The 16,322-nt window shown below is 49.1% G+C and carries 14 protein-coding genes; 2 read left to right on the plus strand and 12 right to left on the minus strand.

Features of this window, described 5'->3' with window-relative positions; genetic code table 11:
* Positions 1-13: 13 nt before the first annotated feature.
* A complete protein-coding gene (locus tag C0068_RS17475) occupies positions 14-3,490 on the minus strand; it encodes an indolepyruvate ferredoxin oxidoreductase family protein (protein ID WP_103685767.1) in 3,477 nt (1,158 codons plus the stop codon).
* A gap of 214 nt (positions 3,491-3,704) precedes the next feature.
* Here C0068_RS17475 and C0068_RS17480 point away from each other — a divergent pair, with 214 nt between their 5' ends.
* Positions 3,705-4,181: an Lrp/AsnC family transcriptional regulator gene (locus tag C0068_RS17480; protein WP_199176218.1), complete on the plus strand. Its 477-nt coding sequence runs from the start codon at positions 3,705-3,707 to the stop codon at positions 4,179-4,181.
* Between the two features lie 422 nt (positions 4,182-4,603).
* Positions 4,604-4,948: a hypothetical protein gene (locus C0068_RS17485; RefSeq protein ID WP_146047921.1), complete on the plus strand. Its 345-nt coding sequence runs from the start codon at positions 4,604-4,606 to the stop codon at positions 4,946-4,948.
* Between the two features lies 1 nt (position 4,949).
* On the opposite strand, the gene C0068_RS17490 is transcribed toward C0068_RS17485, so the two are convergent.
* The 11 genes from C0068_RS17490 to hisC all read right to left on the minus strand — a co-directional run bounded on the left by C0068_RS17490 (position 4,950) and on the right by hisC (position 16,295).
* On the minus strand, positions 4,950-6,722 hold the full coding sequence (locus tag C0068_RS17490; RefSeq protein WP_103685770.1) for an SLC13 family permease: 1,773 nt from the start codon (positions 6,720-6,722) through the stop codon (positions 4,950-4,952).
* Position 6,723: 1 nt separating this feature from the next.
* Positions 6,724-7,695: a DHH family phosphoesterase gene (locus C0068_RS17495; RefSeq protein ID WP_103685771.1), complete on the minus strand. Its 972-nt coding sequence runs from the start codon at positions 7,693-7,695 to the stop codon at positions 6,724-6,726.
* Positions 7,696-7,734: 39 nt separating this feature from the next.
* Positions 7,735-8,436, minus strand: a complete 702-nt coding sequence (pyrF, locus tag C0068_RS17500) for an orotidine-5'-phosphate decarboxylase (RefSeq protein WP_103685772.1) — start codon at positions 8,434-8,436, stop codon at positions 7,735-7,737.
* Between the two features lie 8 nt (positions 8,437-8,444).
* On the minus strand, positions 8,445-9,647 hold the full coding sequence (locus tag C0068_RS17505) for a lipopolysaccharide assembly protein LapB (protein ID WP_103685773.1): 1,203 nt from the start codon (positions 9,645-9,647) through the stop codon (positions 8,445-8,447).
* Positions 9,648-9,653: 6 nt separating this feature from the next.
* Entirely contained in the window at positions 9,654-9,947 is a 294-nt protein-coding gene (locus C0068_RS17510; RefSeq protein WP_103685774.1) for a lipopolysaccharide assembly protein LapA domain-containing protein, read from the minus strand.
* A 77-nt stretch (positions 9,948-10,024) separates the two neighbouring features.
* A complete protein-coding gene (gene ihfB, locus C0068_RS17515) occupies positions 10,025-10,321 on the minus strand; it encodes an integration host factor subunit beta (RefSeq protein WP_103685775.1) in 297 nt (98 codons plus the stop codon).
* A 121-nt stretch (positions 10,322-10,442) separates the two neighbouring features.
* The gene (gene rpsA / locus C0068_RS17520; RefSeq protein WP_103685776.1) at positions 10,443-12,122 is read right to left on the minus strand and encodes a 30S ribosomal protein S1; all 1,680 of its coding nucleotides are present in this window, start codon (positions 12,120-12,122) and stop codon (positions 10,443-10,445) included.
* A 138-nt stretch (positions 12,123-12,260) separates the two neighbouring features.
* On the minus strand, positions 12,261-12,959 hold the full coding sequence (gene cmk / locus C0068_RS17525; protein ID WP_103685777.1) for a (d)CMP kinase: 699 nt from the start codon (positions 12,957-12,959) through the stop codon (positions 12,261-12,263).
* 2 nt (positions 12,960-12,961) lie between these two features.
* On the minus strand, positions 12,962-14,263 hold the full coding sequence (gene aroA, locus C0068_RS19725) for a 3-phosphoshikimate 1-carboxyvinyltransferase (RefSeq protein ID WP_233208856.1): 1,302 nt from the start codon (positions 14,261-14,263) through the stop codon (positions 12,962-12,964).
* A 39-nt stretch (positions 14,264-14,302) separates the two neighbouring features.
* Positions 14,303-15,199, minus strand: coding sequence for a prephenate dehydrogenase/arogenate dehydrogenase family protein (locus C0068_RS19730; protein WP_434061425.1), 897 nt, complete (start codon positions 15,197-15,199; stop codon positions 14,303-14,305).
* Positions 15,192-16,295, minus strand: a complete 1,104-nt coding sequence (gene hisC / locus C0068_RS17535) for a histidinol-phosphate transaminase (RefSeq protein WP_233208858.1) — start codon at positions 16,293-16,295, stop codon at positions 15,192-15,194. The genes C0068_RS19730 and hisC overlap by 8 nt, the downstream gene beginning before the upstream one ends.
* Positions 16,296-16,322 lie beyond the last annotated feature (27 nt).

Consider the following 16,322-nt stretch of genomic DNA (forward strand, 5'->3'; position numbering starts at 1 on the left):
TCCCTTTTAACTATTACGCCGCGTCGTGAACGTCCACAAGTTGGACAACATCGCCACTCAAACGCTTGATAAGATGCTCGCGACGCAGACGATATTGATTTATAGCAGCCTCTTTTACATGACCGAAGCCGCGCACATCATCAATTAAGGCAAACAACTCGACGGCGACATTAATATTTTTCTCATTCAACTTGATCAGTACATCATCAAGATCGCCTATAAATTCATCACGCAGGGCACGCTCCGCCTTTCGCTCTGCGGAGTAAGCAAACACATCCCAGCGCGTTCCACGAAGAGATTTTAATTTCGCAAGCAAGGTAAAAGCGCTTAGCATCCACGACGAAAATGTTCTCTTAACAGGAAAGCCGTCAGAACCTATTTTAGCCATCAGCGGCGGCGCCATATGAAACTGCAATTTATAATCGCCTTCAAAGGCCTCATTGAGCTTTTTAGCAAAGTCGCCATCACTGTACAGACGCGCCACTTCGTACTCGTCTTTGTAAGCCATGAGCTTATGTAGCGATTTAGCAAAGCTCGTCGTTAGCTCAGCCGCCACTCCGCAAATTTCTTCTTCCTTTGCTTTTACCCTATTCAACATTGCCAAATACTTGTCGGCATAATTTTTATCTTGGTATTTCAACAGATGGTCATAGCGATACTGAATAATCTCATCTAGCTCACTCAATGGTGACCAATGTTCAACTTCTACACCCGCCGCTTGGCGAACTGCGTCGATATCGTGTGCTGCACGACGGCCCCACAAAAACGCCTGTTTGTTAAAGTCTATCGCCACGCCATTTAGCTCAATGGCTCTATCAATGGCGTCGTAACTGATCGGCACATAGCCTTTTTGAAATGCGTAGCCCAACATAAAAAAATTGCTCGCCAAAGTGTCACCCAATAAATGGCTAGCTAATTCAGTGGCATCCACAAAACTCACTTTGCCTTCACCCACTTCGTCGACAATCAATTGCTTCATAGTATCCGCGGGGAATTCTGCATCGCGCTTATAAATAAATTCCGCTGTGGTCATTTCGGTATCATTGACAACCGCCACGGTGCGCTCAATATTGACCTTGGCGATCGCCTCATCAGAGGCCGCCACGACTAAATCGCAACCTAATAACAGGTCTGCATCACCAGCGGGAATTCTTACGGCATTAATATCGTCTTGATTATTGGCGACTCTCAAGTGGCTCACTACCGGCCCGAATTTTTGTGCCAAACCAGTCTGGTTCATGGTGGCGCAGCCCTTGCCCTCTATATGCGCCGCCATACCCAATACTGCGGTAATGGTTAGCACGCCGGTGCCACCCACACCGGTAACAACAAGATTCCAAGGTCGTGTAATACTTGGCAAACTGGGCAGTGGAATTTCTGCAAAGCCATCCGTCGCGACGGCAGTATTTTTCCGTGGCGTGCCTCCGATAACCGAGACAAAGCTCGGACAAAAGCCGTTCACACAGGAATAGTCCTTATTACAAGCGCTTTGATCGATCTGGCGTTTGCGCCCCAGTTCTGTTTCCTTAGGTAAAACGGACAGGCAATTTGATTTCTTACCGCAATCGCCACAGCCTTCACAGATAGCATCGTTAATAAAAATACGGCGATTAGGATCAAGCATTGTGCCTTTTTTGCGGCGACGACGTTTTTCTGCAGCACAGGTTTGTTCATAGATCAGCACCGACGCACCAGTGACGTTTTGCAATTCCTTTTCAATAGCCAACAAATCGTCGCGATGGCTAATAGTAAAACCATCTTTTTGTGGCCAAGAATAATTCTCGGGATGATCAGACACCAAGGCGATGCGTTTAATCCCCTCGCCCCGCAATTGCAAAATAAGTTGCTCAACGCTTAGCGAACCATCAAGCGGCTGGCCACCCGTCATCGCCACCGCGTCGTTATACAGAATTTTGTAGGTGATATTGACACCCGCCGCGACGGCCTGACGAATCGCCAAGCTACCGGAGTGAAAGTATGTGCCATCACCCAAGTTCTGAAAGACGTGTTTATTCTCCGTAAACGCGGCCTGCCCCACCCACGTTACACCTTCACCGCCCATTTGGGTAAAGGTAGTCGCTGGGCGCGTAGGCATCCATGTACTCATATAATGACAACCGATACCGCCGAGCACCACGCTGCCCTCAGGTGCAACAGTCGAGGAGTTGTGCGGACAACCAGAACAATAATGCGGGGTGCGGTTAATTACACCGTGTTTATTAGCAATAGATTGCTCTTTTTGCTCATAAAACCGCAGGCGTTTTTCAATGTAGTCACTCTTATAGAAACGGCGAATACGCGCGGCAATAGCCCGCGCCACCATCGCCGGCGTGAGTTCACTTAGATTAGGTAAAAGATCTTTACCTTGCTCATCAAACTCGCCAATAACGCGCGGACGGTCGGCCACCGGCCAGTTATAGAGTTGGCCTGTAATCTGATCTTCAATCACCGAACGCTTTTCTTCAACTACCAGTATTTCTTCCAAACCCGCTGCAAACTCATGGGTTGTTAAAGGCTCAAGCGGCCAAGGCATGCCAACTTTGTAAACCCGCAAGCCAATAGCTGCGGCCTGCTGCTTATCAATACCCAAGTCTTCGAGGGCCTGCAGCACATCGAGATAAGCCTTGCCACTGGTGACAATTCCCAAACGAGCCTTGGGACTGTCAATCACAATGCGATTCAAATTATTCGCCCGCGCAAAAGCCCGCGCAGCATAAATTTTGTATTTATTGAGCCTTAGCTCTTGTGCCAAGGGTGAGTCTGGCCAGCGCGCATGTACGCCGTCCGGTGGCATCACAAAGTCCTCTGGCAGCACAATATTGACTCGGCGCGGGTCAATTTCTGCTGAGATTGCCGAATCCATATTTTCAGTAATGGCCTTTAATCCCACCCAACAACCTGAGTAGCGAGACAACTCCCAACCGTAAATGCCTAAGTCCAACACTTCCTGCACATTGGCCGGCGCCAGTACCGGAATAGACGCCCCCATAAACATATGTTCAGACTGATGGGGCAAGGTAGATGACTTAGCCGCGTGGTCATCACCCGCCACCGCCAATACTCCGCCAAACTTTGAGGTGCCGACCGCATTGGCGTGCTTAATAACATCCATACTGCGATCAACACCCGGCCCCTTGCCGTACCACATACCAAATACGCCGTCGTATTTAGCATTGGGGAACAGGCCCACCTCCTGACTGCCGCGCACAGCCGTCGCAGCCAAATCTTCATTTACCCCAGGTACAAATTGAATATGGTGTTTTTCGAGGTATTTCTTGGCGCTCCACATGGCCTGATCAACATTACCCAGCGGCGAACCACGGTAGCCAGAGATAAACCCCGCCGTATTCAATCCACGCTCCAAATCGCGCTGATGCTGCAACATCGGCAGGCGCACCAATGCCTCAATGCCGGTCATATAGGCACGGCTACTGTCCAACATATATTTGTCTTCTAAAGAGATCTTAAGAGCATTGTCAGAAAGAGGCATGGCGTGAATCCCGTTATTATTGAAGCATCATTAGGATGAATCTTATCTCTTAATATTGGCTATAGTTATTTTAATAAGACCCAAAAACCAACCATTATTAAAATATTTATGCAATTTTACATTTCAATACGCATAAATAAGACCTATCGATATTGATAAATGAGTAATTGCAGCTATTCTGAGAATACTGTTTGCAAACAAGATGGAGACCACAGTGAGCGCAGAACTAAGCAAGCAAGACATTGGCATTCTCAGCGTCCTGCAATCCGATGCCAGCAAATCGTCTAGCGACGTTGCCGACTTAGTCGGTATGTCGCAATCGCCATGCTGGCGGCGTATCAATCGCATTGAGCAGGAAGGCGTTATCAAGAAAAAAGTCGCGCTGCTAGACCGCCACGCTCTAGGAATGGATTTAGTGGTATTCGCAACCATTAACTTAACCACTTCGGGCCGCCAAAATTTAGAAGAATTTGAGCAGTCAATTGAAAACTTTGACGAGGTGATGGAGTGCTACACCATGACGGGGATTTGGGATTACATGCTTAAAATTATTGTGAAGGATATTCGCAACTACGAAAGTTTTGTGCGCGACCGACTGCTATGTTTACCGATGATTCGAGAAATTCATTCTCATATCGCTGTCACAGAAATAAAGAACACCACCGAGCTGCCATTAAAAACTCAGCTTTAAAATGATTTATTCGGGTAGGTATCAACGTCTATCTTGCGAGAAAATTTCATTCGAGCTAGGTGAGCCACAAAATGTAAGAGGTAAAATCTAAGGTTTGGAAAGGACGATGAAGGTGGCACATCCCTGTGCCCCCTCATACACCGACGCAGTGGCCGACCCATGAGATGGCGAGCAGCGATATTAAGTATGTACGGGAAACATAGCGAATATCAAAAGACTCAATAAAATGTTGATTATGAGTACGATAGCTCTGCGCAAAAATTTAACGGAGTTACTGCGTCAGCACATCCCCCCATTCAGGGGGGATGATGGCGATTATAATAATTATGTCAGTATATAAAATGCCGCTTTACACCTTTACTCAAGCTATACTGCATACACCTCCCAAAACCCACACATATAAACACTGCTGGAACCATGTTATGAGGGTAACGCTAAGAATCAGCGCAATCGTTCTTACACTGCTTTTAAGCGGTGTCTGCTACGGACAAACAAGAGATTTCAGCAACGCTCATAAAAAAATCGAACGCGCCCTAGAAGGCTCTGCAGAATTCCCCGGCAGCGATGCGATTTGGGTAAAGCACGACACACTGCTAATTGCGGTGGCCAAGAATACAATCAATGAAAAGAAATATGCCGAGCAAGTTTGCGACTCTTTAAAAGCCTACGGCTTTGGCAGCCAGAACGTACAGCTTATTATTGTTGATCAAGATGAGCTGAGGAGCCGCAACCAGTGGTCACAGCTCGCCGAGCGTCAATGCAAATAAATTAAAACGGCCAAACTATTGGTGCGATTAACACAGTTGAAACCCCGACTATGATCGTAAGCGGTATGCCAATTTTAAAGAAATCGCTAAACCGATAATCCCCAGGACCATAAACCATCAAGTTGGTTTGATAGCCGATAGGCGTTGCAAAGCTAGCCGACGCCGCCATCATTAACGTAACCGCAAACGGCAACATACTGACATCAAGCTGCTGACTTGCCGCCAAGGCAATCGGAAAGACGATTACCGCCGCCGCCAAGTTTGAGATCACCGCAGAGAACAAGGTGGTAACAATAAAAATGGCCGCCAATGTCGCCATCGGTGAACCCACAGCCAAGCCTATTATTTGTTGTGCAATAACAGAGGCCGCCCCTGTTGACTCCAAAGAGCCGCCAAGGGCAATTGAAGCAGCTATCACCAATAATATTTGCCAATCAACACTGCGGCGCGCATCAGCGGCTCGAATACAGCGTGTAGCCACCATCAGCCCCGCAGCCAAAAACGCGGCTTTCAACATTGATAGCCAGCCAAAAGCTACAGCCAATACCATAGCGACCATGATAATACCGGCACGGCCACGGTGCTCATGACGCACTGGACGCGAATTTTCTATGGCGCTAACCAGCAGAAAATCGCGAGAGTAGCGCTGATTGGGAACAAAATCCTCGTAAGCTTCTAGCAACAGAGTATCACCCGGCTCTAGCTCTAAATCACCGATTTTGCCCTTTAAATGCTCACCATTACGAGAAACAGCAATGATCGCCGCACCGTAATTATTGCGGAAACGCATTTCACGAATTAATCGCCCCAAGTGTGGAAAATTAGGGGATATCACCACCTCAACCAAGCAGCGCGATAAGTTATTCGCATCTAATTTGAATGCCTGATCCTCCGCCAAGCGAAGACCGTGGAAGTTTTTAAGATCAACAACTGAACGCACGTCTCCTGCGAAAATAAGTCGATCCCCCGCCATCAAAATTTCCTTTGGCGATACCACCGTCATTAAACGCTCGTCACGAACAATTTCGATCAAGAACATCGCCGGCAATTGCCGCAAACCCGCTTCCTCGATAGATTGGCCAATCATTGGACTGCCAGGCTCAACGAGCATCTCAACAATATATTGCCGCGTATCGCCAAAACGCTCTGCCTTGCCGTTGCTGGTCGGCAATAAATATCGACTAGTAATAATGGTAAATGCGGTAACCAAGACAACACACGGCAAACCAACCCAGGCGATATCAAACATACCCAAGGCCTGCCCCGGTATTGCCTCGATCATCATGCCGTTTACTACTAGGTTGGTACTGGTACCAACCAAGGTACATGTGCCCCCCACAATCGCCGCATAGCTCAGGGGAATCATCAGCTGCGAAACGGGTAAATTATTGCGCTTTGCCCAATCCCGCACAGCGGGGATCATCATCGCCACAACGGGGGTGTTATTTAATATGGAGCTGAACATTGCCACCGGCGCCATCAATCGAAACTGCGCCAAGCGAACCGATTTAGGCCGTCCCAACACGTTTAGCGATATCCAATTGACAACACCAGTCTCAGACAAGGCCTGAGCAACAATGAATAACACCCCAACGGTGACCATCCCCTCATTGGCCATGCCCGCCAAGGCCTCCTTGGGTGATAGAACACCTGCCAGCAACAGAATCACCACACCACCACACAAAATCATATCCGGTGGCCGCCGTGTAAAAATTAAAGCCAGCAAACAACCAGCGATGACACTCAGGGCAATCCACGCATCAAGGGTGAACATATTAGCTCGACAAGCTCCGATAGAACTTTTGGAATTTCTCTACAAAATCATTAAGACTGGTTACGGGTAAATCATTGATCCCCGCTGCCGCAGCTCGTCCACCACCAGTAGGAAACTGCCGGCAAAACTCGTCTGCGCCCTGCTTATTATTAAGCGGCGCTCGAATACTTACTAGATAGTTGCCATCTTTTTTTTCTGTTAAAACTGCATGAGCTCGATCAGGAAAATCATTTGCTAAATCGTTGCTATAGACACCGCTCACACGTCGCGCCCAGCGCTCATTTGGGAGAATAAAAACAGCGCTAAGCTCGTCGGCATGCACTGCGGGCAACTGACCTGCCGCGCCCATATCATTGCTATACCCCTCCTCCAATTGCGCAAAGGTATCTGCCGCTTCTTTCATAAACTGGCGCGGACTAGCAAAGGGCGCAATACGGCGATAAAGCTCAGCAGGATCAAAATGTAAATCCTCTATACTCACGCCATAACCATTGTAGTTAAGGTATATGCCTAAATTTTCCAACTGCTGCAGTTCGTCCGCGGTTAAACCCAAGGGCTTTGCCACCGCCATCGCACTCTTGCGAAGATTATCTCCGAATGCACCCACAACAGCCCACTCTGCGAATTGACCTTTCAATATGCCGTTTACCAATAAGCTGGTGCAAACATCCGCTGCGGGATTGATATTTACACTTAGCTTGTCATGCTCTGGAATATCGCCGGCAAAATGGTGATCCACATACACCACCTCGGCACCCGCCTCCAACACACTATTCAAGGCATCGCGGTTTTTATCTAAAGACACATCCAATACGGTAATTTGATCACCAGATTTTGCTGATACTCGGTCTAGCAAATTGATATCGCGTTTAACGCCAGTAACCAAGGTACTCTCTTGCGGGCTCGCATTTCGCAACTGCACCAAGGCGCACAGGCCGTCCGCGTCCCCATTAAATACATCAATTACCGCCATTACCAAACTCCCCTATTTTTATAAATAAATTTACTAGCGCTAATAGCCAAGTGACGCGTTAATCTCTTTCAAACTCGCTAATGGATCCGCACTTCTTGTAATCGGTCGCCCAACCACCAAATAATTACTACCCATCGCAATAGCATCACTGGGCGTCGCAACCCGCTGCTGATCGCCAAGCTCGCTTCCCGCTGGCCGAATTCCAGGTGTCACAAGTAAAAAATCTTTTGGAATCAGCGTACGCAATACCGAAACTTCACGGGCCGAACAGACTACGCCGTCCAAGCCACTCTCTGCACTCAAGCGCGCCAAGCGCCCCACTTGCGCCAACGCGTCTCCGCCAACACCGATTGACGCCAATTCTTCGCTTTGCATTGACGTAAGAACCGTTACGCCAATCAAAAGCGGTGCATCTTTGCCATAAGCTTGCAAAGCAGCTTTTGCCGCCGTCATCATTTTCATACCGCCCGAGGCATGTACATTTACCATCCACACCCCCATATCAGCGGCGGCCGCCACTGCGGCTGCGGTGGTGTTGGGAATGTCGTGAAATTTTAAATCTAAAAAAACGTCAAACCCACGTTTATGCAAGTCCCGCACAATATCTGGGCCGTACAAGGTAAACAACTCTTTACCGACCTTTACGCGGCAAAGCGAAGGGTCTAGTTTTTCCAGCAAAGCATCAAGTTCAGCGCGCACGGCAAAATCCAGCGCAACAATTAGCGGAGATTTTTCAGTCATAACGTAAATCAATCACCTAGTATTCCTCGGATGGGCGCAATGGTACCCCACTGCTCACAGCTGGGACACAACCAGTGCAGTTTTTGCCCAGAAAATCCGCAATGCCGACACCGGTAAACGGGACGCTCGGCTTTAAGCTGGTCTAATAATTGTCTTACCAAGGCACCACTCTGCCTACGCTCTCCTTCAGGCTTATTTAGTACCTCAGACAGCAAACCAAAGGTCGGGCGCTGCAATGCCACCTCATGCAAAAATTGCAGGGCCGACTCCTGCCCCTTACATTCGGCCATTACCTGTGCGCACTCGATATTAAACGCAGTGCTAGATGTTTTTTGCGCCGCTCGCTGAAGTGCATCCAGATAAGCAGCCTGATTAGCAAAGCCAAGAAATGCCTTACGGAAAATGGGAACAACTTCACTAGCAAATGCAGGCTGTCGATCTATTACCGAGTGCAGCAAATCCAAGGCCTGCTGTGGCTTGTTTTGACTTATAGCTAAGTCCGCCGACAGCAAATACGCCCGGACATTATTACCGTCGTAATTGCGTGCCAACTGCAGTTCCTTTGAGGCCGCCTTAACGTCACTTGCAAGTAATAAAGGCTTCACTTTCTCGCAGTGATAATGGCTCAGGGAGCATTCGACCGCCCGCTCAGTTGCGGTAAGCACGGTTTGCTTTTTGAGCCAGCTCCGCTGTGGCAGTCGCAAGCGCGCTACCGCAATGGCCTGATCCCACTCCTTTTCGCTCTGATAGATATTTTGCAGATGCTCCAAAGCGTCCATGCGATATATTGCTGACTCATCTACAACATCCCTCAGCAAGCGCTCGGCGCGATCTAACAGTCCCGCAGAAATATAGTCTCTAGCCAACTCAAGGTGGACTTGGTAGAGCTTGTCTCTTGGTAAACTCGGACGTGATAATAAATTTTGATGGATACGAATTGCGCCATCCACCTCACCCTTGCTGCGCATTAAATTCCCTAAGGCCAAATGCGTGGGCAGGGTTTCAATATTTACTGGCAGCTCATTAATCACCGTCATAACGGCCGCACCAGCTTGCTCACTCAGTAAGTAGTTTAGGCCTTTGTAGTAGGAGCTCGCATTGTCATCATTTTTTTTTGCGTGCCGCCATTTCGGACGATAGAAATAGCCGATCAACCAGCCACTCGCAACCGCTGCAAGAATACAAAGAAATTGGATTAACTCAGCGCTCATGCCAAATTAGCTACTTACAAGCTGAGTGCGCTCAAGCTTGGATTTTTCACTACTTAATAAGCGGCGCAAACGCAGACGCGAAGCCTGCAATCGTAAAATAACGACGGTGCTCGCCGCCAAACCAGCAAAACCACCAAGAAAAAAAGACAATATAATCCACGTTGACAAGCGCTGTGCCGGAAGCTCAGCAACCAGTACATTGAGCGGCACTAGCACATCATTCTGAATGGTAAATAGCAGCCCAAGCGCAAGAACAAGGAGCAGCAACAGTAGTACTAAAATTGAACGGATCAGACGCATCTAACCTTTTTCCAAAAAAAAAACGGCATGGCCAATGACCATACCGTTTCTTTAATCATAACGCTAGTAGTGCAGAGCTAAGTGCCTGACTGCAGGCTCAAATTTACGCGCTCTCGCAACTCTTTGCCGGGCTTAAAATGCGGCACATATTTACCGGGCAACTCTACAGTTTCACCTGTTTTAGGGTTACGCCCCATGCGGGGTTCTCGGTAATGCAGAGAAAAACTACCAAAACCTCGAATTTCAATACGATCACCCGTGGCTAAAACCGTCGACATATGTTCGATCATAGTTTTAACCGCCAACTCAACGTCCTTATGGGACAGCTGCGGCTGACGCTCAGTAATCAACTCAATTAATTCAGACTTGGTCATAGCTTGTTCCCGTTGTTTCCAACACTCAAGCCTAGCTTAGCATTTTTTTGCATGTAAGCCAGATAGTTACGAGCATTTAGCTCAAGTAAATGCCCGTAACCTGCGACTCAGATCAAAGACCTTAGTCTTTGTTTTCCATCTGAGCCTTGATCAAGTCGCCGATTGTTGCTGGAGCAGCAGTTTCGACTTCTTTTTCACGCAGTGACTTAACAGCTTCTTTCTCGTCATCAACGTCCTTGGCTTTAATAGACAAGGTCATTGCGCGGTTTTTGCGATCTACACTGATGATCTTAACTTCAACAGCATCGCCCACTTTTAAGACGTTACGCGCGTCTTCAACTTTGTCGCGGCTGATTTCAGACGCTTTTAACACGCCTTCAACTTCTTCGCTCAGCACAACAATAGCGGCTTTCGCATCGACTTCTTTAACAACACCATTAACAATGGCGCCTTTGTCGTTTTCAGCAACGTAGTTAGAGAACGGGTCGTCTTCAAGCTGCTTGATGCCTAAAGAAATGCGCTCGCGCTCTGGGTCGATAGACAGAATAACTGTCTCGATCTCGTCGCCCTTCTTGAACTTACGTACGGCTTCTTCGCCAGTTTCGTTCCAAGAAATGTCAGACAAGTGAACCAGACCGTCGATGTTGCCATCTAGACCAATGAAGATACCGAAGTCAGTAATAGATTTGATAGCACCTTTGATCTTGTCGCCTTTGGTGAATTGGCCACCGAAAGCATCCCACGGGTTTTGCTGGCACTGTTTGATACCTAGAGAAATACGACGACGCTCTTCGTCGATATCCAGAATCATCACTTCTACTTCGTCGCCAACATTAACCACTTTAGATGGGTGAATGTTTTTGTTAGTCCAGTCCATTTCAGAAACGTGAACCAAACCTTCAACGCCTTCTTCGATCTCAGCGAAACAGCCGTAATCAGTCAGGTTAGTAACCTTAGCTTTAACGCGTGAGTTCTCTGGGTAGCGGGCTTTGATAGCAACCCATGGATCTTCACCCAATTGCTTCAGACCCAATGAAACGCGGTTGCGCTCACGGTCGAACTTAAGAATACGTACGTCGATTTCATGACCCACTTCAACGATTTCACTTGGGTGCTTAATGCGCTTCCAAGCCATATCAGTGATGTGCAACAGGCCATCGATACCACCCAAATCTACGAATGCACCGTAGTCGGTCAAGTTCTTAACGATACCTTTAACAACCATACCTTCTTGCAGAGATTCGAGTAGCGCTTCGCGCTCTTCGCTGTTTACGCTCTCAAGAACGGCGCGGCGCGAAACAACAACGTTGTTGCGCTTTTGGTCCAGCTTAATGACTTTGAATTCAAGCTCTTTGCCTTCCAAGTGCGCTGTATCGCGAACTGGACGAACATCTACCAAAGAACCGGGCAGGAAGGCACGGATGCTGTTGATATCGACAGTAAAACCGCCTTTGACCTTGCCATTGATAATACCAACAACAGTCTCTTCAGCTTCGTACGCTGCTTCAAGAGTAGTCCACGCCTCAGCGCGCTTGGCTTTTTCACGTGATAGCTTGGTTTCACCGAAGCCGTCTTCAACAGACTCAAGCGCAACCTGCACTTCGTCGCCGATAGACAGAGTGAATTCGCCGCTTTCGCTTAGGAACTGCTCGCGGGGAATAACACCTTCAGATTTCAGGCCTGCGTGTACAGTTACCCAATCGCTATCAAAATCAATTACAACACCGGTTACGATTGAACCGGGTTTCATATCAATGGTTTTTAAACTTTCTTCAAATAGATCAGCAAAGCTCTCGCTCATTAGTCATTACCTGAGTATTAAATAGTGGCAACGCCACCGTATCGCCGTATATCCAGCTTACACGGGTCAATTCATATTGCCTCAATACAACGCCAGCTGGTATTTGCGCTGCATGCGACGGTTTTTAGTTAGTTCAATTTACAAACTAACAAGACGAGCGTTGACTTCCGCCAACACTCGGTTAAACACTTCTTCTATACCCAATCCGCTGCTATCTATCTGCACAGCGTCGTCTGCGGGCTTTAAAGGGGCGAGTTCACGCTCAGAATCTCGCTTATCGCGAGCGCGTATCTCCCCTAAAAGGGTCGCGAGGTTAACATCATCGCCCTGCGATTTCAACTGATTATAGCGCCGCTCGGCACGCTCCTCGGCACTTGCGGTGAGGAATATCTTAACTGGCGCGGTCGTGAAAACGACGGTTCCCATATCGCGGCCATCAGCAACCAAACCCGGCGCTTTGGCGAAATCGCGCTGCCGCCCTAACAAAGCACTGCGAACAGCGGGTAATACCGCCACTTTAGAAGCCAGCATACCGGTGATTTCTGTGCGTAAATCGGCACTCACATCCTCGCCTTCGAGCAGAACCCGGGTCGGCTCACCCGCCGCACCTGGGACAAATTCGACATCAAGATTAGCCGCCAATTCAGCGATTGCAGCTTCGTCGTCAAAGGCGCAACCGTGTTTATCCGCCGCCATACCAACAAGGCGATACAAGGCTCCGCTATCTAATAAATGCCACCCTAAATGTCGTGCCAAGCTTTGACACAAGGTGCCCTTTCCAGATCCGCTGGGACCATCAATAGCAATAACCGGAGCAGCTAGTGTCGCGTCTCTCATGCTCAAGCCTGCACCTCTATATTCATACCTAGACCTGCAGCCAAGCTTACAAAGTTTGGAAATGAAGTCGCGACGTTATCGCAACCCGTCACCCGAATTGGATCAGTAGCGCGTAAAGACGCCACCGCAAATGACATGGCGATACGGTGATCGTGATGACTTTCTACCGTTGCTCCGGTGATCTGCCCGCCTTGAATCACAATGCCGTCTTCTGTCGGCTTAGCATCTATACCCATCGCCTGCAGGCCATCAGCCATTACTTGAATACGGTCACTCTCTTTAACCCGCAACTCCTCCGCGCCGCTCAAGACCGTTTGCCCTTCCGCACAGGCTGCAGCGACAAACAACACAGGGAATTCATCAATTGCCAAGGGCACCTGATCTTCAGGAATATTAATACCCTTGAGCTGAGCATGGCGAATACGAATATCCGCAACGGGTTCACCACCCACTTCGCGCTCATTAAATACCGTGATGTCGCCACCCATCGCACGCAGAATATTGATCACGCCAATGCGAGTTGGATTGATGCCAACGTGCTCAAGAGTTAAATCTGCATCCGGGGTAATACTCGCCGCCACCATGAAGAAAGCTGCAGAAGAAATATCTGCCGGCACATCTATATGCACCGCCGTCAAACGTCCGCCGCCCTGCAATTTAGCTACTGGCCCATCGACCTCAACATCGTAACCAAAGCCGCGCAACATGCGCTCGCTGTGATCGCGGGTTGGTGCCGGCTCAGTGGTACGGGTTTCGCCTTCGGCATATAAACCCGCCAACAAAACACAGGATTTCACCTGCGCACTCGCCATTGGCAATACATAATCAATTGCCTTTAATGATTGACCACCGCGCAGTGTTAATGGCGGACGCCCACCCTCAGCAGTTTCTACTACCGCCCCCATTTCCCGCAAAGGCTTGGCAACTCGCTCCATCGGACGCTTACTCAATGACACATCGCCGGTCATCGTCACGTCAAACTTTTGCCCCGCCAACAGACCGGCAAGCAAGCGCATTGAGGTGCCAGAATTTCCAACATACACATCACCCAGCGGCGCTTTCAAACCATCGCGACCAACACCGTGAATACGCACGCGGCCATTTTCTGGGCCCTCAATTTCTACACCCATCGCCCGAAATGCATTAAGCGTCGACAGCGCATCCTCGCCTTCCAAAAAGCCGTCTACGGTAGTAACACCGTCGGCAATCGCTCCCAGCATAATAGAGCGATGCGAAATTGACTTATCTCCCGGAACGCGGGCCGTGCCACGTATTTGACCACCGGGCTGTAATAGGAAATCCACGATAAAGCTCTCTTTTAATGGAATCAGAAAAATATGAAATTACGATGAAGGGGATTTTTTTTGACGACTGAGATACTGCCCCAAAAAATGCTCATCACGGGCGCGCTTAGCGCGATCAAAGCTCGCAAAAATAGCCTCGCCATCACCCTCTTCTATCGCTTTACGAACAAGCGCTAGGTGCGCACTAAAACTATCTATGCCCTGCAAAATCGCTTCGCGATTGGCTAGGGCTATGTCGTGCCACATGGTCGGGTCGCTGGACGCAATCCGCGTAAAATCGCGAAACCCGCCCGCGGCAAATTTAAAAATATCAGCAGCGGCGCCATTTTGCGCCAGCGCATCCACCAAGGTGTAGGCCAATACGTGGGGAAGATGACTGGTCGCCGCAAGTACCGCATCATGCTCTGCTACATCCATGCACAGCACCTCAGCCCCGCAGGACTCCCACATTGCGCGAATCAAGGCAACGGCCTCACTCGCGGTATTTTCAAGCGGCGTTAAAATAACTCGGTGATCAAGAAACAAATCAACCGAAGAGGCCTCCACCCCACTTTGCTCAGACCCTGCAATGGGATGCCCCAAGACAAAGTTAGCGGGAACCTCACCAAAAATTCGCTCTGCCGCGCGCTGGATATTGCCTTTCACACTTGCCACATCGGTGACAATGATATTGGGCGTTAAGAGTGGCGCTAAATCCGCCATCACTTTTTCGGCAACCAGTGTTGGCGTTGCAATCACTACCACGTCGGCGCCGGCGACTGCCTCAGCCATATCTAGGGTATAAGAATCTATCACCCCTAGCTGCACGCCACGCTCCAGTGACTCTGCGCGGCGCCCAGTAGCGACCACTTCGCCAACCGCAGCTTGCGCTTTTAAGGCCTTGGCTAAGGAGCCACCCATCAGCCCCAAGCCAATAATGGTGAGCTTATTAATCAAGAACACCCTCACTTTTTAATTTTTGCAGCGCATTCAAACACCGCGCATTCTCATGCTCCAAGCCAATGGAAATCCGCAGGTGTTTTGGCATTTGATACACCCCCACCGGCCTGACTATCACGCCCTCTTTTAATAGGGCCTGATACACCGGCATAGCGTCGCAGGGTAATTCAAGTGCAACGAAATTTCCCACCGACGGTATATAGCTCAAGCCCAAGGCCTCAAAGCCGGCACACAACTGCTGCATACCTGCACTATTTACTTGCTGGCTGCGGCTTAAATAATCGTCATCATCCAACACCGCCTGGGCCGCCGACATCGCGGGAATACTAACGTTGAACGGCGCTCGTACGCGGTTTAATAAATCAGCGATTTGCGGGCTGCTCACACTGTAGCCAATACGCAGCCCAGCCAAACCATAGGCTTTAGAGAAGGTCCGCGTAACAATAATATTGGGATACTTGCTTAGAAAGGTCAGCCCATCAGGAAAATCTTCTACACCGGCAAACTCTATATAGGCCTCATCAAGCACAACAATAACGCGCTCAGGCACCTTGGCCAAAAACGCACTCAGGCTTGCACGGTCAAGGTAATTTCCGGTGGGATTATTAGGGTTAGCAATAAAGACCACTTTGGTATCGGGCTCAATGGCTGCCGCCATCGCATCTAGGTCATGCCCCCAATTTTTTGCTGGGGTGACTATAGCCCGCGCACCAACCGCTTGAACCGCAATGGGGTACACGATAAACGCGTATTGGGAAAACACCGCCGAACTACCTGCACTCAAAAAGGTGCGAGCAATCAGATCTAAGACATCATTAGAGCCATTACCAAGCGTGAACTGGTTTTCGCTGACGCCTAATTTAAGTGCGAGCTTTTTCTTTAAATCAAAACCGCTCGCATCGGGATAGAGATGCGACTGCTTTAAGGCAGCTTGTGCAGCGGCCATTGCCAACGGCGACGGTCCCAAAGGGTTTTCATTGCTCGCCAATTTAACAATGCTAGTCAAACCCAGCTCGCGCTGCAGCTCTTCTATTGGCTTACCCGGTTGATAGGGATGCAAGCCCTGAACGCCAACATTTGCCAACGCAAACACATCACACGCCACTCGTTACACCCTCAC

Origin of the sequence: Zhongshania marina (genome assembly GCF_002915595.1) — a bacterium.
GTDB lineage: Bacteria > Pseudomonadota > Gammaproteobacteria > Pseudomonadales > Spongiibacteraceae > Spongiibacter > Spongiibacter marinus_B.

Bases quoted from the DNA above. Each gene is read 5' to 3' on its own strand.
- C0068_RS17475 (WP_103685767.1), bottom strand. From the start codon at position 3,490: ATGCCTCTTTCTGACAATGCTCTTAAGATCTCTTTAGAAGACAAATAT.
- C0068_RS17485 (WP_146047921.1), top strand. From the start codon at position 4,604: ATGAGGGTAACGCTAAGAATCAGCGCAATCGTTCTTACACTGCTTTTA.
- C0068_RS17490 (WP_103685770.1), bottom strand. From the start codon at position 6,722: ATGTTCACCCTTGATGCGTGGATTGCCCTGAGTGTCATCGCTGGTTGT.
- C0068_RS17495 (WP_103685771.1), bottom strand. From the start codon at position 7,695: ATGGCGGTAATTGATGTATTTAATGGGGACGCGGACGGCCTGTGCGCC.
- pyrF (WP_103685772.1), bottom strand. From the start codon at position 8,436: ATGACTGAAAAATCTCCGCTAATTGTTGCGCTGGATTTTGCCGTGCGC.
- C0068_RS17505 (WP_103685773.1), bottom strand. From the start codon at position 9,647: ATGAGCGCTGAGTTAATCCAATTTCTTTGTATTCTTGCAGCGGTTGCG.
- C0068_RS17510 (WP_103685774.1), bottom strand. From the start codon at position 9,947: ATGCGTCTGATCCGTTCAATTTTAGTACTACTGTTGCTGCTCCTTGTT.
- ihfB (WP_103685775.1), bottom strand. From the start codon at position 10,321: ATGACCAAGTCTGAATTAATTGAGTTGATTACTGAGCGTCAGCCGCAG.
- rpsA (WP_103685776.1), bottom strand. From the start codon at position 12,122: ATGAGCGAGAGCTTTGCTGATCTATTTGAAGAAAGTTTAAAAACCATT.
- cmk (WP_103685777.1), bottom strand. From the start codon at position 12,959: ATGAGAGACGCGACACTAGCTGCTCCGGTTATTGCTATTGATGGTCCC.